The sequence below is a fragment of the Paenibacillus sp. J22R160 genome (genome assembly GCF_059692135.1).
This window is the reverse complement of record NZ_JCAUAU010000005.1, coordinates 74,486-92,642: the sequence shown is the minus strand read 5'-3', so window position 1 is coordinate 92,642 and position 18,157 is coordinate 74,486. Positions and strand designations below refer to the sequence as shown.

Below are 18,157 nucleotides of genomic sequence, written 5' to 3'. Positions count from 1 at the left end.
GAGTAATGATAAAGAATCGATTTCAAATAGGTAATAAATTAGCACTCATTGGAGCCATTCTTGTACTGCTCTTTCCTATGGGAAGCGAGTTGGCGTTGGCCGCAGCTGCGGAGCTAACACCACTTACAGTTTCCAATGCTTTCATGGAAGTAAGCGTCAATAAAGAGACGGGAAGGTTCAGTGTCAATACGAAACAGGGATCCCCGTTAAAAGGCGGTGACGATAACAAGTCGCTTCTCTTCAAGGAGCAGCTTCCTGAGACTTCTTTCACGACGTTTCGCATAAACGGGAAAGATTATATTTTCGGCAACGGCTATGGCTTTTTGGGCTCGAACGGAAGCTTCACATCCTCCCCTGTCAATCAGGGGTTGACGAATAAGTCGATATGGAACATTGAAGGACTAGACATTACACAGACGCTAACACTAGTCGACGACCCGACGAATCCTAACGCAGGTAATATGAAAGTTTCTTATCAAGTCAAAAATACAACGAATCAGAATCAGAGTGTCGGCTCCCGCATTTTGTTGGATACGATGCTGGGACCGCAAGACGCTTCTCCAATTTCGGTAGCTGGCGGGAATACGTACATTTCCAACGAGAAGGTCATTACTGGCCAACTCCCTTATTATTGGAATGCGACGGACAATCCGATCAATCCCAAGGTCATGTCCTACGGATTTATGCAAGGCTGGGGAAACAAAGCACCGAATCAGATGATTATTGCCCATTGGAATGGTATTTCCCAAACCAAGTGGGAATACACCGTAAATCCGCTGCTCGATTTCACGAACAAGCAGAATGCTTACGGGTCTGCCGATAGTGCAGTCGCTCTTTATTGGGACCCGGCTAACATTGCCCCAGGAGGAGAGGCTGTATTCGAGACGTACTACGGCCTAGGCAGCTTTTTCACATCGAAGAAAGAAGCCACTTACCGCTTGCAAGTCGGTGCGCCTAAGCAGTTGACACTAAACTATGATCGCAACGGCTACAAGGAAAATGAGTTTGAGATTCGAGTTGATATTGATAATGCCATTGACCGTTCGGTGAATATGGAAGGCTTACAAGTCACACTCGGTCTGCCTGACGAGCTGGAGCTCGCATCTGGCCAGAATATAACCAAATCAGTAGGAAGCATGAAGGTCGGCGAGACACAATCCGTTACATGGCGCATAAAGCCAAAAGTACAACTCGCTTACAAAGCAGCCCAATTCCAGGTGATCGCCCAGGCGGCAGGCGGAGAGGAAAGCATTCAAGCTTCTTATATTGTTCTACCTGCCTTGACGGGTACAATACCCAACATGCAGCTGTTGGAGGTTTTCCCTAAAAAGCTGTACATGCTTGATGAGAAACCTGCGCTAACGCTGCAAGGAGCAGGGTTTGAAGTCTTGAAAGGTTCATCAGGCTGGAGCTTTGATATCATCCGAGATCGCGATGGAGCAAGCGTAGCGATTCCTTCCTCGGACGTATCCATTCAAGATGATAAGCAGATTACTGCGCGGTTGAATTTAACAAGTGACCTGTGGAAGCAGCACAAGCTTGAAGTGGGATCCTACACGGTAAGGTTGACGGCGGGCAGTAAAGTATTTGAGAAAAAAATCGAGTTTACGCTTGATAAAAGCTATAAATCGAAGGATTACGGTATTCTACTGGTTGTTGGCGATAACATGGAGCAGGAGGAGGGACAAACCTACAGTTTGCTGCCTGTGAAGAGTGAGACCGAGCTTGCGAATTATAAAATGGAATTTGAAAGATCAGGCGGCCGCCAAGTTTCTTTACTGGAAATCCGTGGTTCCATTCGGGCCAATAACAGTGATAATGGGAAAGTGGTTTATGAGATTGATAAAGGTTCGACGATCAATTCTGTGATTCACCATGACACAACAGATATGTTAACGGCTGTCTTCGGAGAGGCATCGCAAAAGATGACCATTCAAAAGAGCACTAAGGATAGCACGCATGTTCACGACTTTATTAATTTGAAGGGGAATGGGGCACTTTCCATCCCGAACTTCAAATTTGCCTATGGGCCTTTCAGCGTTGAGCTGGCGGATGGTATAAAATACGCTTTAGAAGCAAATGAAGAAGAACAGGAACATAAAATTGAAATCAAGTGGGACGTATTAAAAGGTTTATCTATTATTCAACGACTCGCTTGGTTTCAACTCAATATTAAGAACGCTGTGATTGGAACAGAGAGCGTTTCATTCGGCGGTCGGCTTGCCTTGGATTTCGAGCCAGGTCCTAAGAAAGATACGGGCAAAGAGGGGGATTCGTCAGGTTCTGGTTCCGGCAATCCACCGAATCCGCCGAATCCGCCGACAAATCCGCCAACAGATGAAACTGAAAATGTAGATGGCGAAGATGATGGGGCAGGCTCCGTCTTGGTCTCTGTCGATTTGGATGAGGCCAAATTCGGTATTCGGCAATACGACAATGCATTTGGACCTGCGGGTAAATTCGGGTTTCTAGGTTTGCGAGCTGAAGGGGAAGCGGGGCTGCCGAAAAATCTAGTCCCGGGGCTTAATCTGGGGGTAGATGGCATTGTTCGTGTAGATACGTTCGAGAAGAAGTACGAAATTGAAGCGAATGTCCAATTTAAAGTTGTCGAAGTGAACGGATTGCTCAGCATACGACTAACTGATACGAACTTCCCGATTGTAGATAATTTCCGCTTCGTTGTCGGCGGAGAACCGGGTATTCCGTTGATTCCAATTGCTCCGGTTGCCTATATCACGAAAGGCGGAGGCGGGATTTATCATATCTACGATACATTAATGGGCAACTATCAGTTTCTGCCCCCGCTAAAATTAGAAATGATCGGCGGCTTGAGCATCGCCAAAGTGTTTAAGGCGGACGATGCCACAGTAGGGCTATCGATGCGAGGTGTTGAATTTTCCGGCGCATTTGAGGTGCTCGGTATACAGCTTTTTGAAGAAGTATACGGAAGCGTGCTGCTCAAAGACTCCTTCTCGCAGTTCGGCGTTGAACTTGAGGCTGGTGCCAAAATTAATATCAAAGATATTCTCACCGGCGAAGTCTACGTAGTCTTCCGTTACGATCCGGAGCAGCATGGCAAGCTTGGACCCGTCTATTTAGCAGGTGGCGGCAATGTGCAGGTGAAGCTTCCGCGAGGTTTAGTGCTTGCAGCGGCAAAAGGCGAAATTAGCTCAGAGAAAGTTGCAGGTACCGTGGAGTTTATTGGTATTCCATGGGGCTTTGAGTATGAATGGGGAGACAAAAAGCCGACAATCACCGTAGGTAGACATAGCATACAGAGAAGCAGAAGCTTAATTGCTGGAGAGGAATCACCATCCAACGAGCCAGCGGCTCCCGAGTTGCCAGCCAAGAGCTTCATTGAACAGACGTATTATGATGAATCAGGGAACGTCTCCGGAACGATGAGCTTCGGAACGAACATGAAGCCGGTTGCCAGCTCAGGGCCAAGAAGTAATGTGCAGCAGCCAACGAGAAGACTACTAAAAGCTGCAAGTCCGAATATTTATTCCATTCCGGTTTCATCGGGGCAAGAGTTAGCATTGCTGGACATTACGTACTCAGGAGATCCCGATGAGCTCCAAGTTATGGATCCAGCTGGCCATCTATACCCGCTTGTCTCCGGTGAGAATTATGATATTCAGGAGGTTCCCGACGAAGAATCTGCTTCTGGAGAGCGTGAGCAAAGCGTTTTGATATCGATGGAAAATCCCATGAGCGGCACCTGGCGTGTAACGTCAGATCGTGAGCTGGAATGGACACTTGAGAATGTTACCGTACCTCCAACATTCACAAGCGTTGATGTTCAGCAATCGGATGCAATGAATCCACGTCATGTAACGGTCAAGTGGCTGGGTGATCATACGACGAATGAAAAGGTTTCCTTATTCCTTAGCACAAACAATGAGAACGACCCTGGCAGTCTGCTTGTCCAAGATCTAGATGTCTCCGCAGGTTCTGCGGAAATCGTCTTACCAGACACGACTCCTAGCGGCACATATTATGTGAAGGCGATCTTGTCGCAGGGCGAAGCGAATGTAACTAGCAAATACAGCAGTCAGCCCTTGAAGATTGTCAATCCGTATCAACCTGCTTCTCCAAGTCAAGTTCACTTGAGCCCAGCTGGCAATGGATTATTCAAACTCTCATGGGATGAGCAAGCGGTAGACGGATACACGGTGCAAGTGCTGGACGAGAATGGCAAGGCCATTCCTAGCTTAGGTGTCATTGAAGTGGCTGGCGATGTTCACATGGCTAATATCGGAGGCACGCTGAATAACGAAGCTGGTGAAAAAGTCGGCATGCTGCCGGGCTCCTCCTACAAAGTGTCCATAGGCGCTTACAAATTAGTTGACGGCATCAAAGTATACAGTGAGCCTTCGGTTACCGAGGCTGTATTTCTACCGCAACCACAGCCTGCGAATGTACAGCTGTCGGTGCTTCATGGCAATATGGATCCAGTTACCAATAAGTATTCACAGGATGGAACGACAACCTATATCATGAATGAAAACAGTATGCTCTTGCAAATGCATGCTGATCAAGCTGTATCGTCCGATGTCATTGTGAATAATATGAAGCAAGAACCGCAATTAGGAGCTGATTGGAACCAATCCATTTCGTTGAATGAAGGGGAGAACGTCATCCAATTATTCTCGACGAATCTTCAAGGCGATATCACAGCTTCCAGTGTTCGTGTTATTTCGGATACGACCGCGCCTGATTTAAAAGTGGAAAGTGCACGAACTGCGTCTAACCAGCAAACGGTAATCGTGAAAGGGGTGGCGGAGCCAGGCAGTACTGTAACGGTTAACGATGAGCTTGTTGATGTTCAAATGGGCGGCGCCTTCGAGAAATCTATGCCAATGGAAGGCTACTTGTCCAAGCCTGTTGTTGTTACTGCTAAGGATATAGCAGGTAATGAAACCGTGCTGAATACCGAAGCTATCAACAACCAACTGAGTTCCTTAATCAAAGTGGAGCTGCATGCTAAAGAAGGGCAGCTGAAAGACGGTGAACTACAGTTAGAAGAGGGCAGTGAACAATCGCTGGAACTCATAGGTACAGACAAGGACGGCAAATCGTTCATTATTGATCCTGGCAGCGTGAAGTGGAGCGTACTCTTAGGGGAGACGAACGGGAACATTTCGGAGCAAGGACGCCTACATGCTGAGTATGAAGGAGACATGGTTATCAAAGCTTCCTATTCCGTCGCTGGCGATTTTGCTTTTGAGACTACAATCGCTGTGAAAGTAACCAAACCGCTCGGAGCGCCAGAGGCTCCTCCCATCCAGTACGATGATTGGTATGTGCCGCCAACGCCCAACACACCTGAGGATGAGGATGGCAGTGAATCCACAGATTCAGCGGTAGAAGATACGCTGCAGAAGATACTACAGCGGTTGATTGAGCAGGAGCAGGGTGTTGATTACATTACGTCTGCCATACTCAGCAACAATCAGGAAAGTGTTGTTAAGATTCGCGATCGTGCCGTAATTCGTATACCGTCTCAGCCGCTCAAGGAAAGCGTTGGAATGGGCATTGGGGCCGTCCGGACTCCGAAGAAATATGAGACAGGTCGTCTGAAAGTGATTGGAGACATCTATGAATTTAAATTCGATAAACCTACGCAACTTCAAAAGCCGGCAGAACTCACAGTTCGCTATAGTTTGGAAGAACTTCAGGATCCAAGCCGAGCAGCGATATACTGGTATAATGAGCAGACGCATAAGTGGGAATATATCGGGGGTCGTGTAGACCCGGCAGCAGGCACCATAACCGCTTCGTTGCCGCATTTTAGCAAATATGCCCTGTTGTATAACGGTGATTTGCCAGTGTTCGAGGATATGGCTCCTACGCATTGGTCTCACGATATGGTGTACAGATTAGCATCAATGGGAGCAGTCAATGGCGTACCATCTGGTAAAGGGCTTGCTTTTGAACCTGAGCGCTCCATTACTCGGCAAGAATTTGCCAAAATCGCTGTTGGTGCCGAAGGCGCTGCTTTAGCCTCCTCCGTACACCAGATATCCCCTGAGTTCGCTGATCAAGAACTTGTAGCATCGTGGGCCAAGCCGTACGTTACAGCGGCGATTGAACATGGATGGCTCGGAGGGACTTCGAAAGACGAGAAACTATATTTGGATCCTAACGTACCGATATCCAGAGCGGAAGCCATTGCTATAATCGGCCGCATGATGAAGGTGGATACGGAGGCAGCGGGTGCAGACGATTCCTTCACCGATGCTGGAGCTATACCTGGCTGGGCAAAGCCGTATGTGTCGATGCTTGTGAAGCTGGGCGTCATCAGCGGCTATCCTGACGGCTCACTGCATCCAGATGCACTGATTACTAGAGAAGAGGCAGCTGCCATTATTAGCAAAATGCTGGATGCCAAGCAAAGCAAATAAGTAATTAAAAAGACAACCCTGTGTGGTTGTCTTTTTTGGCTGTTTAGTGCAATGAACCACTAGTATTCTAGTTGCGTCTTATCCTTTATATGGAAAAATTACCTCACAGTATTTGCCTTGGCCTACATCGAACATAGGAGGGAACATCTAGATGAATAAACGTGCTTATTTTATTGTAATGGCTAATGGCGATATTATTGAGTTCGTGTGTGAACCAAGTAGAAAATCAAACGCCTATAAAGACGGCTAATCAAAACTTAGTCATGAACAGTAGCAACATGGACTCACATGTTCCATCTACAGTGCAACGCACTAATTTGCTTGAAGGTATTCAGGGCGTTTCCAATGGTTAAAAAGAGCATCGAGCGAGGGCTCGATGCTCCAATGGAACTTGGATGATCTTAATTTAAGAATTTGGAACCTTCAGGTAAAACAGCATCCTTATCGACCGCAATTACGCCTACCCCTCCGGGGATATAGGCTGCTACTGTATCTTCATCAACATTTAGATAATAGCCAGGTACATAAATACCATGGACAAAGGTGTGAATAACGCCATTCTGATAAGTGTAGGATGGCGTATCTACTGTCGTCTCCGCTGCTGCGCTAATGGCGCTAGGAAGCATTAAACTCGAACTTGCAAGAAGCACAATCAACTTTGTTTTGAAGGAATTCATCTTAAACCACTCTCCCAATGTAAGATTTATTGTAACTTTATAAATCATAAGTAACCTAATTGGGATATTTTTGAAACATTTTACAGGAAAAAAATTACTGCTGTGAGGGCGACTCATTTTAAAATGACATAAGATGCGGGTATATTCCTTATTACGGTACTGACGGTAGCAATGTCGTGTCACAGCAAGTGGCGGTCAGAGCAGGTTATCTACCTGCATGGGCTCATTGTTACAAGACGAGGTTTGGTAGTTGTGACTAAGGTTTTGAAGGCAGGGAACATGCGATGGTCATCAAAAAAGAAGGCGCGATCATTCGCGCCTTCTTAAACATATAGATTTTTAATTAAGAAATTGGTTGAATCGGATTGCTTTTTAGAATGTTCTCTACTTCTTGATAGCCTTCAGGGTAGGCAAAATTATAACGCGCCGGAAGCGCAAACACGTACTTGTCATTACGGGTTAGCTCGCTAGGTCCGATTGGAGCTGCGCCGATATGGAATTTTTCCTGCTGGAGCTTATTCCATTGGTCGACGGTAAAGATGAGAACAGGAATATCTTGTCTCGGTTGTTCGGATGTCCATTCGGGATGGCGGATGCTAATCTTCGCTCCGCTTTCCACCACGTTCTCGCCTTGCGAATCCGCTATGGAAAGACCCTCCCACTTGTCCGTTACAATTGTGTAGCCCTTCCAGCTGCCAGGAAGCGTGAAACGAAAGCCGTATTGGGTATTCTCATATACCGTGGAATCGGCTTTAACTTGACCCGTTTGACCATCAGCCGGTATCATCGGTTGGCTGTTTCCATTCCTTGGAGTATCGCCGTTTGAATCCGGTGCCGGGTGGATGTACTTGAGCGCGTTATAAATCATCTCAGCGGCTTGCGCTCGTGTAATCTCTGCTTGTGGATGGAAATTGCCATCGGAGTCTAGTGATGTAATCCCTTTGTAAATAGCGGCTTGGATCGATCCGAGAGCGTCAATAGTAATTTCGGCTTTGTCTTTGATCGCGATCGGCGGGAGCTTCATCATGTGCATAATGTTATGACCTTCCAACGCACGGAGCAATTCTTTCGTAAAGATTTCCTTCGTCCATTTCTGGTTCGGATCAAGTTCAGCAGCAAGGTCCAGGCCGTTATTCGCTGCAATAATTAAGCTTTGGGCATACCATGCCTCATTGTTTGCTTTCGCAAAATAGTCGGTTGCCTGTGGCGCTTTGGCAAATTTAATGGCATCGAGGTTCAAACCAAGCGCCTTAATGATCATTTGAACGCCTTGGCTAGCCGTAAGTGCTGCATTGGGCTGAAACAGGTCGCTGCTGACTCCCGACACGAGACCTTGCGATTGCAGAGAAATAATTTTATCTTTGGCTGCAACCTGCTCTAAATCGGTGAAAGTTGAGGTTGCTGCAAAACTTTGACCTGCTAGGGAAAGGGACAAAACGGTAGCTACAGATAAGCTTAGAAGTTTTTTACGGGATTTCAAGTACTATCACCTCGTTGAATTTTTGCTTTCAGTATCTCAAACGACTGACTGGCTGGAAATGTTGCATGGTTGTAGAATTTTCATTTAATAATTATAAGGATGTGATAACGGTAATAATATAATTAAAAACAACAAAAATTTATTGTTAAACAATAAATGATGTGTTAGAGTCATTTTATCATTAAATCAGTGAGGTGGTTTTTATGAAACTTAAAGCTGGCTGTTATTTTTTTAGGAATCCCAGTTCTTGCATTGTGCATATTTTTAGTGCCTAAGATCGGGAATTTTGCTGGAGGATTGTATCCAGAAATTGCTAATATGAAATCTCTCGTTTTAATCGATATGTACGCGGCAGCGATACCTTTTTACTTTGCTCTGTATCAAGCTTTTCAACTTTTAAGCTATATTGATAAGAACCAAGCGTTCTCGGCATTATCGGTAAAGGCCTTAAAGAATATAAAATACTGTGCCATCACGATTAGTACCTTGTATCTTCTAGGTATGCCACTCTACTATTTCTTGGCAAAAAGAGTTGACCCTCCAAGTTTCATACCAATCGGATTGGTCATTATTTTCTCCTCTATGGTGATCGCCGTTTTTGCTGCTGTTCTCCAAAGACTTTTACAAGAAGCTATTCATATAAAATCAGAAAATGATTTAACGATCTGAGGTGAATATCATGGCGATTATCATCAATGTTGATGTGAGACGAAGACACGCAATAATCTATCTTGCTCACTCCTAGTCTCAGGTGGGAGTCCATGTCATTGGGAACGGCTTAGGCATATGCTGTGACAAGCACCTATTTCCATGCGTATGTTGAGAATAAGGGAGGTTGAGGCAGTTGAAATATGCAAGCATGTCTTTCAAGAGCAAATGGCAAAAGACCAAATGGCTGCTAAAGCAACGGAGATTACGAAAGCATATCCCCCGAACTGTGCCGTTTAGCAGAAAAAATTTGCGGATGATGCTATCCGTTTATCCGACTGTCTATTTTAAGCCTACGGGAGGTACGGGTGGGTTTGGCATCATCCGTATCAAGAGAATGGCGAGAGGGTACCAAACAAAACTCAATACCGTCAAATCGCCAAGTCCGACACAAGGTCATTTATACAAGAAACTGTCCCGGTTCTCAGGAAGGAAAGCGTATCTGCTTCAGCAGGGGGTCCAACTTGCCAAAACGAAAGGTAATCCGTTCGATATCCGAGTCATGGTTCAGAAGAAGAATGAAGGAAAATGGATAAGCACGGCCATTTGTACCAAAATAGGCAAGCCGGGCAAGGTTGCCACGAATTATCACCAAGGAGGTAGGCTCGGCTATCTTCGCCAAACGCTTGTGGGAGCAGGGTACAAGTACGATTCGATCCTTCGTAAGGAAGCTGCATTGAAGCGGCTCGGCGTTACTGTCGGAAAGAGCTTTGATCTTTATCGAAGAGGCTTTAGAGAACTGGGGCTGGATGTGGCTCTCGACACCAAGGGGAAGCTATGGATTCTGGAAGTGAATACGAGGCCGGCAATTTATCCATGGAAGCATTTGAAGGGCAAAAAGCTGTATCGTCGTATCATGTCCGCTGCCAGGCAATACGGCAGAGTCACGTAGTTAGGCAATAAGAAATACAGCGGTAGTCTAGGACACGAGTTTCCTTGTCCATAGCTACCGCTCTTTCATAGGTTCACTCCGGTATACGTGCTGTCAAGAACTTGATCCCATCGTACGATCGTAAGAAGTAGAATGTCATTAAACGGGAACGATAATTCAAAATAAGGGAACAGAAGGTTATTGTATAATGGATAATAGAACGAGTGCCTCAACGGGTGTTTGATCATATTAAACAAAGGAGGATGAAATGGCCTGGAGCAAATTGAAACAACATCTGGAGAGTTTTCTCAGTCCTGCGCTATATGGAAGGGTCGAATACCTTTCAAGCAGCTACCGCTATTTACCAGATAAAGCAGGACTTTGTTATATTGCGGTAGATAAAAAGAACGTACTCAATATGAGTGATAACTTAATCAGATGGTATCAGACGGAGTTGGAAATTAAGAATGATTCAGATATCCAGATTCCCATTAACATTGATGAAATTGAAGCGGTCAGAAAAGAGACCAAAGGGAGTGTTCCGGAGGATCGTTTAATAGTAATAGCAAGAAGTAGAAAAATATCGGAATATGCAAAGGAGCTTTTGTCAGCACAATCGTCATTAAGTAAATCAAATTTTATCGTTATAGCTAACAAGTTTTTATCCATTTCTATAGAGGAAAGCATAGAGAGCAATGACATCTTATTAAATATTCTAGCATTGGTTGACAGACGAGTTGGAAAAAAACGAATTCTAAACATGACCGAGAAGATGAAATTAAAGCATCCAATTGTACAGTATTTTTTTGAACTAAGACTCAGTACATTATGAAAATAAATATTACGTTCAACCCCGCGGGGCTGAAGGGGAAATAATATTTCCCAACGGTACATATTTTTGTCTTCCTGTTTAATAATAAGGAACATGAATTTATGTTCGCAAGATCTTGATCATTATGTGAGTAAAATTATTGATTTGTTTGAAAATCAAGGCATCGTTATACCTGTTGGTTTTACCAAAGCTGATGTCAATTTAGAGTCGCCGAAGCTGTATGACAATGGATTTGACATCATGTTCCTGCGGATTTTGAAAGAAATCAGTATGGGCATGTATACGCTCAACTTAAATATGTCCTACCAAGGCGAAGTCATGGATATTTATGAGGGATTAACCGTTGTTACTCAAAATGTCTATAAAAGATCAACCGGGTATCTGCTTAATAAAGGGATTCTCACCACGCCTCCCAAAGTAACGATGCCTATTGCTAATGAGTTCATTGAGAGTAAAGACTATTTGAGCGGATTTCATCTATTTGGTGATAAAAGAGCTTTAAATACAATCGAAGTAGGCATACTTCACCATGGGATCGAGACAAACAATGTTGGCTTGCAGCTCATTTCAGGCTTTGCACAATGTGCGAATACCACTGAGGTTAGGGAATATTTTGTGAGAGGAATGGAACTTGCCAAGAAGCAGATTACAACTTTTGAAGAAATCCTCCTTCAGAGCAATATTCAGTTCTCGGCCACTGCTGGGAGCACAGTAACAACGTCTACCATAGCCCTCTTTTCAGAGAAGCTCATGATGTTTTGCATTCATCTTCTGAATACATTCGGTATGGTAAGCAGCAGGTTTGGTACAATTTTTACATTAAGAAATGATTTGAGCTTGAAAGCAGGATTAATCGCCAAGGATATCTATGTGTATTCACACGAAGGAATTCAGCTGATGATTAAACATGGTTGGATGGAGGAGCCGCCGCAAATGGAGGACCGCAAACAACTTATCAATCAGTAAAATCAAATAAAGAAGAGACCCTATGACAAAAGATGAACTTGAGAAAATTTTATGGAGCATCGCACTGCCGGGATTCCCTCAACTTTTGGATGGCAAGCTTGCAAAAGGTGTTCTTTTCATTGGATTAGAAATATTAATCAATGTCCAATCCAATTTTAATACAGCAATCATGTTAAGTTTTCAAGGGAATACGGAGAAAGCAACGCAACTAACCAATTATCAGTGGTTAATGTTTTATCCTTGTCTCTATTTTTTTGCTATGTGGGACGCTTATCGAGATGCAATAGGTGAAAAAAGGCCATTAATGTGTATGCCATTCGCTTTCTCTGCTTACTTGGTTACGGTCGGCGTGATGTATTCCTCAACGTTTCGTATAAACAATGTGCTGCTTGGTCCGATATGGCTTCCTATGATTTGCGCACCCATTGGTTTATGGGTTGGGCTAATTTTGATGAAGGCAACGAAGCGATTTATCATATCAGAAGATCAGAAATAAGTGCTATGACAGTGAAAAGACCGGCTCACGTGAGTCGGTCTTTTCACTTAAACGGAAAAAGGCAGTGTTAATTCAATGATAGTGCCTCTGTTTACTTCACTTTCAACATGGATTCTACCGGAGTGATTCTCAATAATTTTTTTGCTTACCATAAAACCTAGCCCGGTTCCATTTTCTTTGGTTGTATAAAAAGGTTGACCTAACTTGGAGAGAACTTCTTCTGGAATTCCGCAGCCTTGGTCAGCTAGTCGAATCATCATCTCTTGATCGTTATCACTATGGACTTCAATCGTTATTTTACCGCCATTTGGCATGGATTCAATGGAATTTTTGATGAAATTGATAAAAACCTGCTTTAGTTGATTCTCATCGCAGTAAAGATGGGTAACTCCAGGCTTGAATTCTGCCAGAAACTCAACATTATTTAAATTCGCTTGTGAATCTAAAAGTGTCATCACTTGGCTTAATAGCACTCGTATATCTGTTCTCTCAAATTTAATCGATTGCGGCTTCGCCAGTATTAATAGTTCGCTAAGAATTAATTCAATCCGTTCGATTTCGGAGGTCATGATATCGAAATAGATGGGCTTTTCTCCAAATCCTGATTTCATTAATTGAATGAATCCTTTGATGGAGGTAATAGGATTCCTGATCTCATGAGCGATTCCAGCGGCTAATTGCCCAGCTACAGATAACTTCTCGGAATTTTGAAGGTGTTCTTGCGCAATTTTCCACTTTGTAATATCCCTGAAGATGACTGACCAACCAATCTGATTCCCTTTACCATTAAGAATAGGTGAAGCGGTTAATACGACGTTCAACAGATCCCCATTTTTATGTAATCGCTTCGTTTCGACACCATTGACAGACTGCCCAGTTTGCACTTGCTCACGACTATGCTTGAACTCCTCTAAACATTCAGCAGGAATGAAAGGAAGGAGATGTAATTCAACGCCAATGACTTCTTCCTTAGACCACCCGAATATATGTTCAAATGCTTCATTTACCCTTTGAACAAAACCTTGGTTATCAAAAATTAAAATGGAATCCGCGTTATTTTCGATAAACGACTCCAACTGCTCTGTTTTCGCTTTAAGCTCCTCTTCCGCCAGCTTTTTAGCTGTAACGTCACGACAAATACCTGTGATACCTATGATCGTTCCACTGCGATCCCGAAGGGGGGATAATGTTGCTTCGACATGGATGAATATGCCATCTTTTCGCAGGCGAGTGGTCTCCAAACCCACAATCGTTTCTCCCGCTTTAATCCCTTGGTGAATTCTGTCTATGGAATCCTTGAGAAAGTCAGGAATGATAGGCAGCTTGTTGCCTTTAACCTCTTCAGCAGACCAACCAAACAGCGTTTCAAAGGCAGGGTTCACTTCTAAAAGGGTATCCTCTGCATCGATCATCCACATGGCATCCGCGTTATTTTCAATAAATGATTCCAATTGCTCCGTTTTCGCTTTAAGATCTTCTTCTGCAAGCTTTCTTTCGGTAATATCCTTTACTTGACAAATAAAAAGTAAGGGCTTTCTATTTTCGCCCCTCATGCAACTGATAGCCAATAATACCCATAGGGTGAAACCGCTTTTGTGAATAAACCGTTTCTCCATTTGGAAACTATCCATCTTACCATCTACAAATTGATTCCTTACATGCAAGGTTTCCTCTAAATCATCTGTATGTGTGATGTCTTGAATGGTCATGCCAAGGAAGTCTGATTCCGAATAACCAGTAATTTGGCATAACGAGGAATTGACTTGCAGCCACTTTCCTTGAGTTGATAGGAATGCCATGCCAATTGGAGAGTGTTCAAATACTTGAGAGAACAGTTCGGGCTGTGGAAAATCAAGATTCTTCGCCATATTATCCTCCTAATCCACGTAAGTTTTATATTAAAAGTATTGGACAAAGAGCAGCGTTTTTCCTCCAAATTGTGATAATTTTCAAATGATCTCCCCATACTAACGGAAGGCAATGGAGGTGAATGTTATGCCCAAAAACGACGCTGATCCAAAATATGACCGAGATGATAACAAAGCAGATAAGAAAAATAATCAGCAAAATGATGATCATTTCACCGAAGAAGCCGTAACGCTATCAAATAGCGAGGCTCCTGATTATGTTCCAAGCCTAAATCGTATCCCCAAAAATCAAGTTTAGTGGGGTTAGATAGAGGGATAAGACCGGGACCCCGAGGGGGTTCCGGTTTCTTATTTCGGAGGCTTTCTGGGGAGGAAACAGCTTGTTTTTCAGAACGCTAAGTTAGCGGGAGGATAGCCTGATCTTTTCGCGAATAACTTCAGGTATGGCACTGCATACATGAAGAGGAGAGGGTCAGATTGACACAAGAGTACGAACGGGCAGTATAAGTTGAAAAGGAACTTGAATGAAAATCTCGAATATCTCATGTAAGCGCATAGCTAAAATTTGATAATAGACAGGAGTTAGATACGATGATCAAAGGTTTCGGGGGCATATTTTGGAGAACTAAGAATCTTGAGGCTACAAAAAAATGGTACAGTGACGTCTTGAAGATTGAAATAGGAGATTGGAATGGGACTATGATAAAACAAGAATCAGGAAATGAGACGATCTTTTCTTTCTTTACCGAGGATGATAGTTATTTTCCAAAAGAACAACAAGTCATGATAAATTTCCAAGTACATAATCTTGACGAGACTATTCAGCACCTTGAACAAATTGGTGTACCGCTTGCCAAGAATAAAGAAGTCGGTGACTATGGAAAGTTTGTTTGGATTGAAGATCCTGAAGGTCGACTGATCGAGCTTTGGGAGAAATAATAACGATTTTGAAGGTATCTATCGTTCCTAAGAAACTGCGCTCTGCGCGGTTTTTTTGTTATGGCGTGCACGGTTTGTTTTAGATGGTGTAATATAATTAAAATAGTACCTTGACAGACACAGTAATATGTCTTATTATGAATGCATGGAGGTGATTGTATGAGCGAGAACAAGATCACATCCGACCTGCTTCGCGGACATACGGATACGATGATTTTACGGCTCTTGTCTGAAGCTGATCGTTATGGTTACGAGATTGTTAAGCTGATTGCCGAGCGTTCGGACGGCGAGTATGAACTCAAGGAAGCCACGATGTACTCCAGCTTCCGGCGACTTGAAGCAGACGGTGACATCGAGTGGTATTGGGGCGATGAATCACAGGGCGGACGGCGCAAATATTTTAGAATAACCGATAAAGGCAAGAACACTTACGACCGCAACAAAAGCAATTGGGAGTATGCAAAACGTGTGTTAGAAAACTTAGTATAAGGAGAGATTTGATATGTTGAATCCCAAATTGACGGATTATCTGAACAGCGTTTTTACACCATACGATGGGGTGAGAAGTGCCACCGAATTAAAGGCCGATTTGCTAAGCGATTTGCAAGAACGATACCGTGAACTCAGAGCGGAGGGCAAGGATGATGACACAGCGTTTAAGATGACCATTGAGAGTATCGGCGACATCGAGCAAACCATTCTGGAGGTAGCCAACCTCTCCCGCTCGCTGGAACGGCAAGTACTGACAAACTTTAATGGAAGCAACCTATCGGATAGCGACTTTGCAGGCGTTACGGCCCATAAAGGACAGTTCAATGGCAGCACGCTGCAAGGTTCCGACTTTTCAGGCGCAGATTTGACCGGCAGTTCATTTAAAGCCAGTGACGTGCGGGAAGCCAATTTTGACGGCGCGAATCTGACGGATTGCAGTCTATACTCGCTTGACCTGTCAAATGCCAGCTTCAATAAGACGATCCTAGTACGAACCAATTTCAGCACGTCGGGGCTTGACGGAGTCAAATTCACAGGTGTAAGACTAACCGACGTGACGTTAACGATGACCGATCTTAGAAAAACGATTTTCGAAGGTTGTTTATTTGATGGGGTTGACTTCAAATACACCGATCTGACTGGGCAGCGTTTTGACGGACAGACGTTTATCGGCGTTAAATTTGACAAAGCGGCCTTAACCGAAGTCTCATTCAGAGGCGCTACTTTTAATAATGTTTCTTTCAAGCCTGGGTTTTCTCTCACTAATAAGTACTATCGTATGATCAAAACCATATGCTTTGAAGGTGCAACGATGGATAAACTGACCTATGCGCAGCTCAAAGGCATGGGAGCCGATTTGTCCAAAGTTACGATTCGATAAGGAGGGATTCCTAATGACAAAGATGATAACGGGACAAAACAGAGGCTTCTCCAAAACAGGACTAAGCAGGATGCGCGACGTACTGACACGGCATGTTGACTCCGGAAAGATTCCTGGGCTCGTCGCCCTGGTTAGCCGGCACGGTGAGACGCACGTCGAAGCCATCGGTACGATGCGCCATGACGGTGGTGCGCCGATGTGCCGGGACACGATCTTCCGGATGGCGTCCACTTCCAAGCCGATTGCGGCCGCGCCGGTGATGATCCTGCTCGACGAGTGCAGGCTGCGGCTGGATGACTCGGTAGAGCCATGGCTGCCCGAGCTCGCTAACCGGCAGGTGCTGAAACGGGTCGACGGCCCGCTGGACGACACCGTGCCAGCGCGGCGGCCGATCACCGTAAGGGATGTGTTGACCTCCACGTTCGGGCTCGGCATGGATATAACGTTGCTGGGCACTCCGATCATGGGTGCGATCTTCGAGCAGGGGCTCACGCCCGATCTTCCTACGCCGATGCCCGAGCCGGATGAGTGGATGCGCCGCCTTGGCACGCTTCCGCTGATGTACCAGCCCGGTGAGCGCTGGCAGTACCACATCAGCAACGATCTACTCGGCGTACTCGTCGCTAGGGTTACGGGCCAATCGTTCGAGACATTCCTGCGCGAACGCATCTTTGAACCCCTAGGTATGAAAGATACGGGTTTCCACGTGCCCGCCAATAAGATCGACCGGCTGCCTCCCCTCTACGCACCCAATCCACAGAACGGAGAGTTCAACGTGTGGGACGAGGCAGAAGGAGGCCGCTACAGCAAGGATCCGGCGTTCCAGGGCGGCGGCGGCGGACTTACATCCACCGTCGACGACTATCACGCCTACTTCCAGATGTTGCTGAATCACGGAATGCACGGGACCGAACGGATCCTGTCCCGGCCTGCTGTCCAACTGATGACAACCAACCGTCTCACGCCTGAGCAACAAGCCGTCCGAAGCGCCATGGCCATCAACAACGTCCATTTGTCATTTGGCCAAGGCCAGCACGGCGGTTGGGGATTCGGGATGGCGGTGCGCACTTACCTTGGTGACTACGCACCCATCGGCCAGTTCGGCTGGGACGGTGGCAGCGGCACCTCGACTTACGCCGACCCGGAGAACCAACTTACCGGAATGCTGCTTACCCAGGTTGGGATGACAACCCCGGATTCAGCGCGGGTTATTCACGACTTCTGGACCACAGTCTATCAGGCAATCGAAGACTGACCCTAGCCCTGCGGATCGTTGTTCATTATAAAAAGGCCGATGAATTTCATCGGTTTTTTTGCTTTATCCCAGTTCTCAAAATAGCAAAGTTAACGGGAAGGATAATTGAATTAGAGATAGTATTACTAAGTTGATGGATACAACATTACGCGGAACGAGTTCAATCAAACACGGCGTCAGCTAGTTACACCTTCGGCTGCTGTTGTTCATTGAAGTATTTAAACTTTGTTGCTCAGATACTAGGTATTGGGAAGTATTCTATGATTATTTGGAAAGGAGTGAATCG

Annotated in this window: 14 protein-coding genes; 11 read left to right on the top strand and 3 right to left on the bottom strand. The window is 45.0% G+C overall.

The window, feature by feature from the left end; genetic code table 11:
• The first annotated feature begins 5 nt into the window (after positions 1–5).
• On the top strand, positions 6–6,407 hold the full coding sequence (locus AC58UW_RS14170; protein ID WP_497421289.1) for an S-layer homology domain-containing protein: 6,402 nt from the start codon (positions 6–8) through the stop codon (positions 6,405–6,407).
• Between the two features lie 401 nt (positions 6,408–6,808).
• On the opposite strand, the gene AC58UW_RS14165 is transcribed toward AC58UW_RS14170, so the two are convergent.
• Positions 6,809–7,084 carry a hypothetical protein gene (locus tag AC58UW_RS14165; RefSeq protein ID WP_497421288.1) on the bottom strand — a complete coding sequence of 92 codons (276 nt, stop codon included), beginning with the start codon at positions 7,082–7,084 and terminating at the stop codon, positions 6,809–6,811.
• 343 nt (positions 7,085–7,427) lie between these two features.
• Positions 7,428–8,564 (bottom strand): S-layer homology domain-containing protein, encoded by a 1,137-nt coding sequence (locus AC58UW_RS14160; RefSeq protein WP_497421287.1) that lies wholly within the window; start codon positions 8,562–8,564, stop codon positions 7,428–7,430.
• 216 nt (positions 8,565–8,780) lie between these two features.
• Here AC58UW_RS14160 and AC58UW_RS14155 point away from each other — a divergent pair, with 216 nt between their 5' ends.
• The 5 genes from AC58UW_RS14155 to AC58UW_RS14135 all read left to right on the top strand — a co-directional run bounded on the left by AC58UW_RS14155 (position 8,781) and on the right by AC58UW_RS14135 (position 12,437).
• A complete protein-coding gene (locus tag AC58UW_RS14155) occupies positions 8,781–9,233 on the top strand; it encodes a DUF2975 domain-containing protein (RefSeq protein ID WP_497421517.1) in 453 nt (150 codons plus the stop codon).
• Between the two features lie 175 nt (positions 9,234–9,408).
• On the top strand, positions 9,409–10,164 hold the full coding sequence (locus AC58UW_RS14150; protein ID WP_497421286.1) for a YheC/YheD family protein: 756 nt from the start codon (positions 9,409–9,411) through the stop codon (positions 10,162–10,164).
• A 247-nt stretch (positions 10,165–10,411) separates the two neighbouring features.
• Positions 10,412–10,975, top strand: coding sequence for an SF0329 family protein (locus AC58UW_RS14145; protein WP_497421285.1), 564 nt, complete (start codon positions 10,412–10,414; stop codon positions 10,973–10,975).
• Positions 10,976–11,101: 126 nt separating this feature from the next.
• The gene (locus tag AC58UW_RS14140) at positions 11,102–11,941 is read left to right on the top strand and encodes a DUF3231 family protein (RefSeq protein WP_497421284.1); all 840 of its coding nucleotides are present in this window, start codon (positions 11,102–11,104) and stop codon (positions 11,939–11,941) included.
• A gap of 22 nt (positions 11,942–11,963) precedes the next feature.
• The gene (locus tag AC58UW_RS14135) at positions 11,964–12,437 is read left to right on the top strand and encodes a hypothetical protein (protein WP_497421283.1); all 474 of its coding nucleotides are present in this window, start codon (positions 11,964–11,966) and stop codon (positions 12,435–12,437) included.
• A 47-nt stretch (positions 12,438–12,484) separates the two neighbouring features.
• Here AC58UW_RS14135 and AC58UW_RS14130 read toward each other — a convergent pair whose 3' ends face one another.
• Positions 12,485–14,305, bottom strand: a complete 1,821-nt coding sequence (locus tag AC58UW_RS14130; RefSeq protein WP_497421282.1) for a PAS domain S-box protein — start codon at positions 14,303–14,305, stop codon at positions 12,485–12,487.
• 127 nt (positions 14,306–14,432) lie between these two features.
• Between AC58UW_RS14130 and AC58UW_RS14125 the strand changes: the two genes are divergently transcribed.
• The 5 genes from AC58UW_RS14125 to AC58UW_RS14105 all read left to right on the top strand — a co-directional run bounded on the left by AC58UW_RS14125 (position 14,433) and on the right by AC58UW_RS14105 (position 17,871).
• Positions 14,433–14,603 (top strand): hypothetical protein, encoded by a 171-nt coding sequence (locus tag AC58UW_RS14125; RefSeq protein ID WP_497421281.1) that lies wholly within the window; start codon positions 14,433–14,435, stop codon positions 14,601–14,603.
• A 293-nt stretch (positions 14,604–14,896) separates the two neighbouring features.
• Positions 14,897–15,244: a VOC family protein gene (locus AC58UW_RS14120; RefSeq protein ID WP_497421280.1), complete on the top strand. Its 348-nt coding sequence runs from the start codon at positions 14,897–14,899 to the stop codon at positions 15,242–15,244.
• 159 nt (positions 15,245–15,403) lie between these two features.
• Positions 15,404–15,733, top strand: coding sequence for a PadR family transcriptional regulator (locus AC58UW_RS14115; protein ID WP_497421279.1), 330 nt, complete (start codon positions 15,404–15,406; stop codon positions 15,731–15,733).
• Positions 15,734–15,746: 13 nt separating this feature from the next.
• Positions 15,747–16,616 carry a pentapeptide repeat-containing protein gene (locus tag AC58UW_RS14110; protein ID WP_497421278.1) on the top strand — a complete coding sequence of 290 codons (870 nt, stop codon included), beginning with the start codon at positions 15,747–15,749 and terminating at the stop codon, positions 16,614–16,616.
• Positions 16,617–16,629: 13 nt separating this feature from the next.
• The gene (locus AC58UW_RS14105; RefSeq protein WP_497421277.1) at positions 16,630–17,871 is read left to right on the top strand and encodes a serine hydrolase domain-containing protein; all 1,242 of its coding nucleotides are present in this window, start codon (positions 16,630–16,632) and stop codon (positions 17,869–17,871) included.
• Positions 17,872–18,157 lie beyond the last annotated feature (286 nt).

Coding starts and splice junctions, on each gene's coding strand:
- AC58UW_RS14170 (WP_497421289.1), top strand. CDS start 6: ATGATAAAGAATCGATTTCAAATAGGTAATAAATTAGCACTCATTGGA.
- AC58UW_RS14165 (WP_497421288.1), bottom strand. CDS start 7,084: ATGAATTCCTTCAAAACAAAGTTGATTGTGCTTCTTGCAAGTTCGAGT.
- AC58UW_RS14145 (WP_497421285.1), top strand. CDS start 10,412: ATGGCCTGGAGCAAATTGAAACAACATCTGGAGAGTTTTCTCAGTCCT.
- AC58UW_RS14135 (WP_497421283.1), top strand. CDS start 11,964: ATGACAAAAGATGAACTTGAGAAAATTTTATGGAGCATCGCACTGCCG.
- AC58UW_RS14130 (WP_497421282.1), bottom strand. CDS start 14,305: ATGGCGAAGAATCTTGATTTTCCACAGCCCGAACTGTTCTCTCAAGTA.
- AC58UW_RS14125 (WP_497421281.1), top strand. CDS start 14,433: ATGCCCAAAAACGACGCTGATCCAAAATATGACCGAGATGATAACAAA.
- AC58UW_RS14120 (WP_497421280.1), top strand. CDS start 14,897: ATGATCAAAGGTTTCGGGGGCATATTTTGGAGAACTAAGAATCTTGAG.
- AC58UW_RS14115 (WP_497421279.1), top strand. CDS start 15,404: ATGAGCGAGAACAAGATCACATCCGACCTGCTTCGCGGACATACGGAT.
- AC58UW_RS14110 (WP_497421278.1), top strand. CDS start 15,747: ATGTTGAATCCCAAATTGACGGATTATCTGAACAGCGTTTTTACACCA.
- AC58UW_RS14105 (WP_497421277.1), top strand. CDS start 16,630: ATGACAAAGATGATAACGGGACAAAACAGAGGCTTCTCCAAAACAGGA.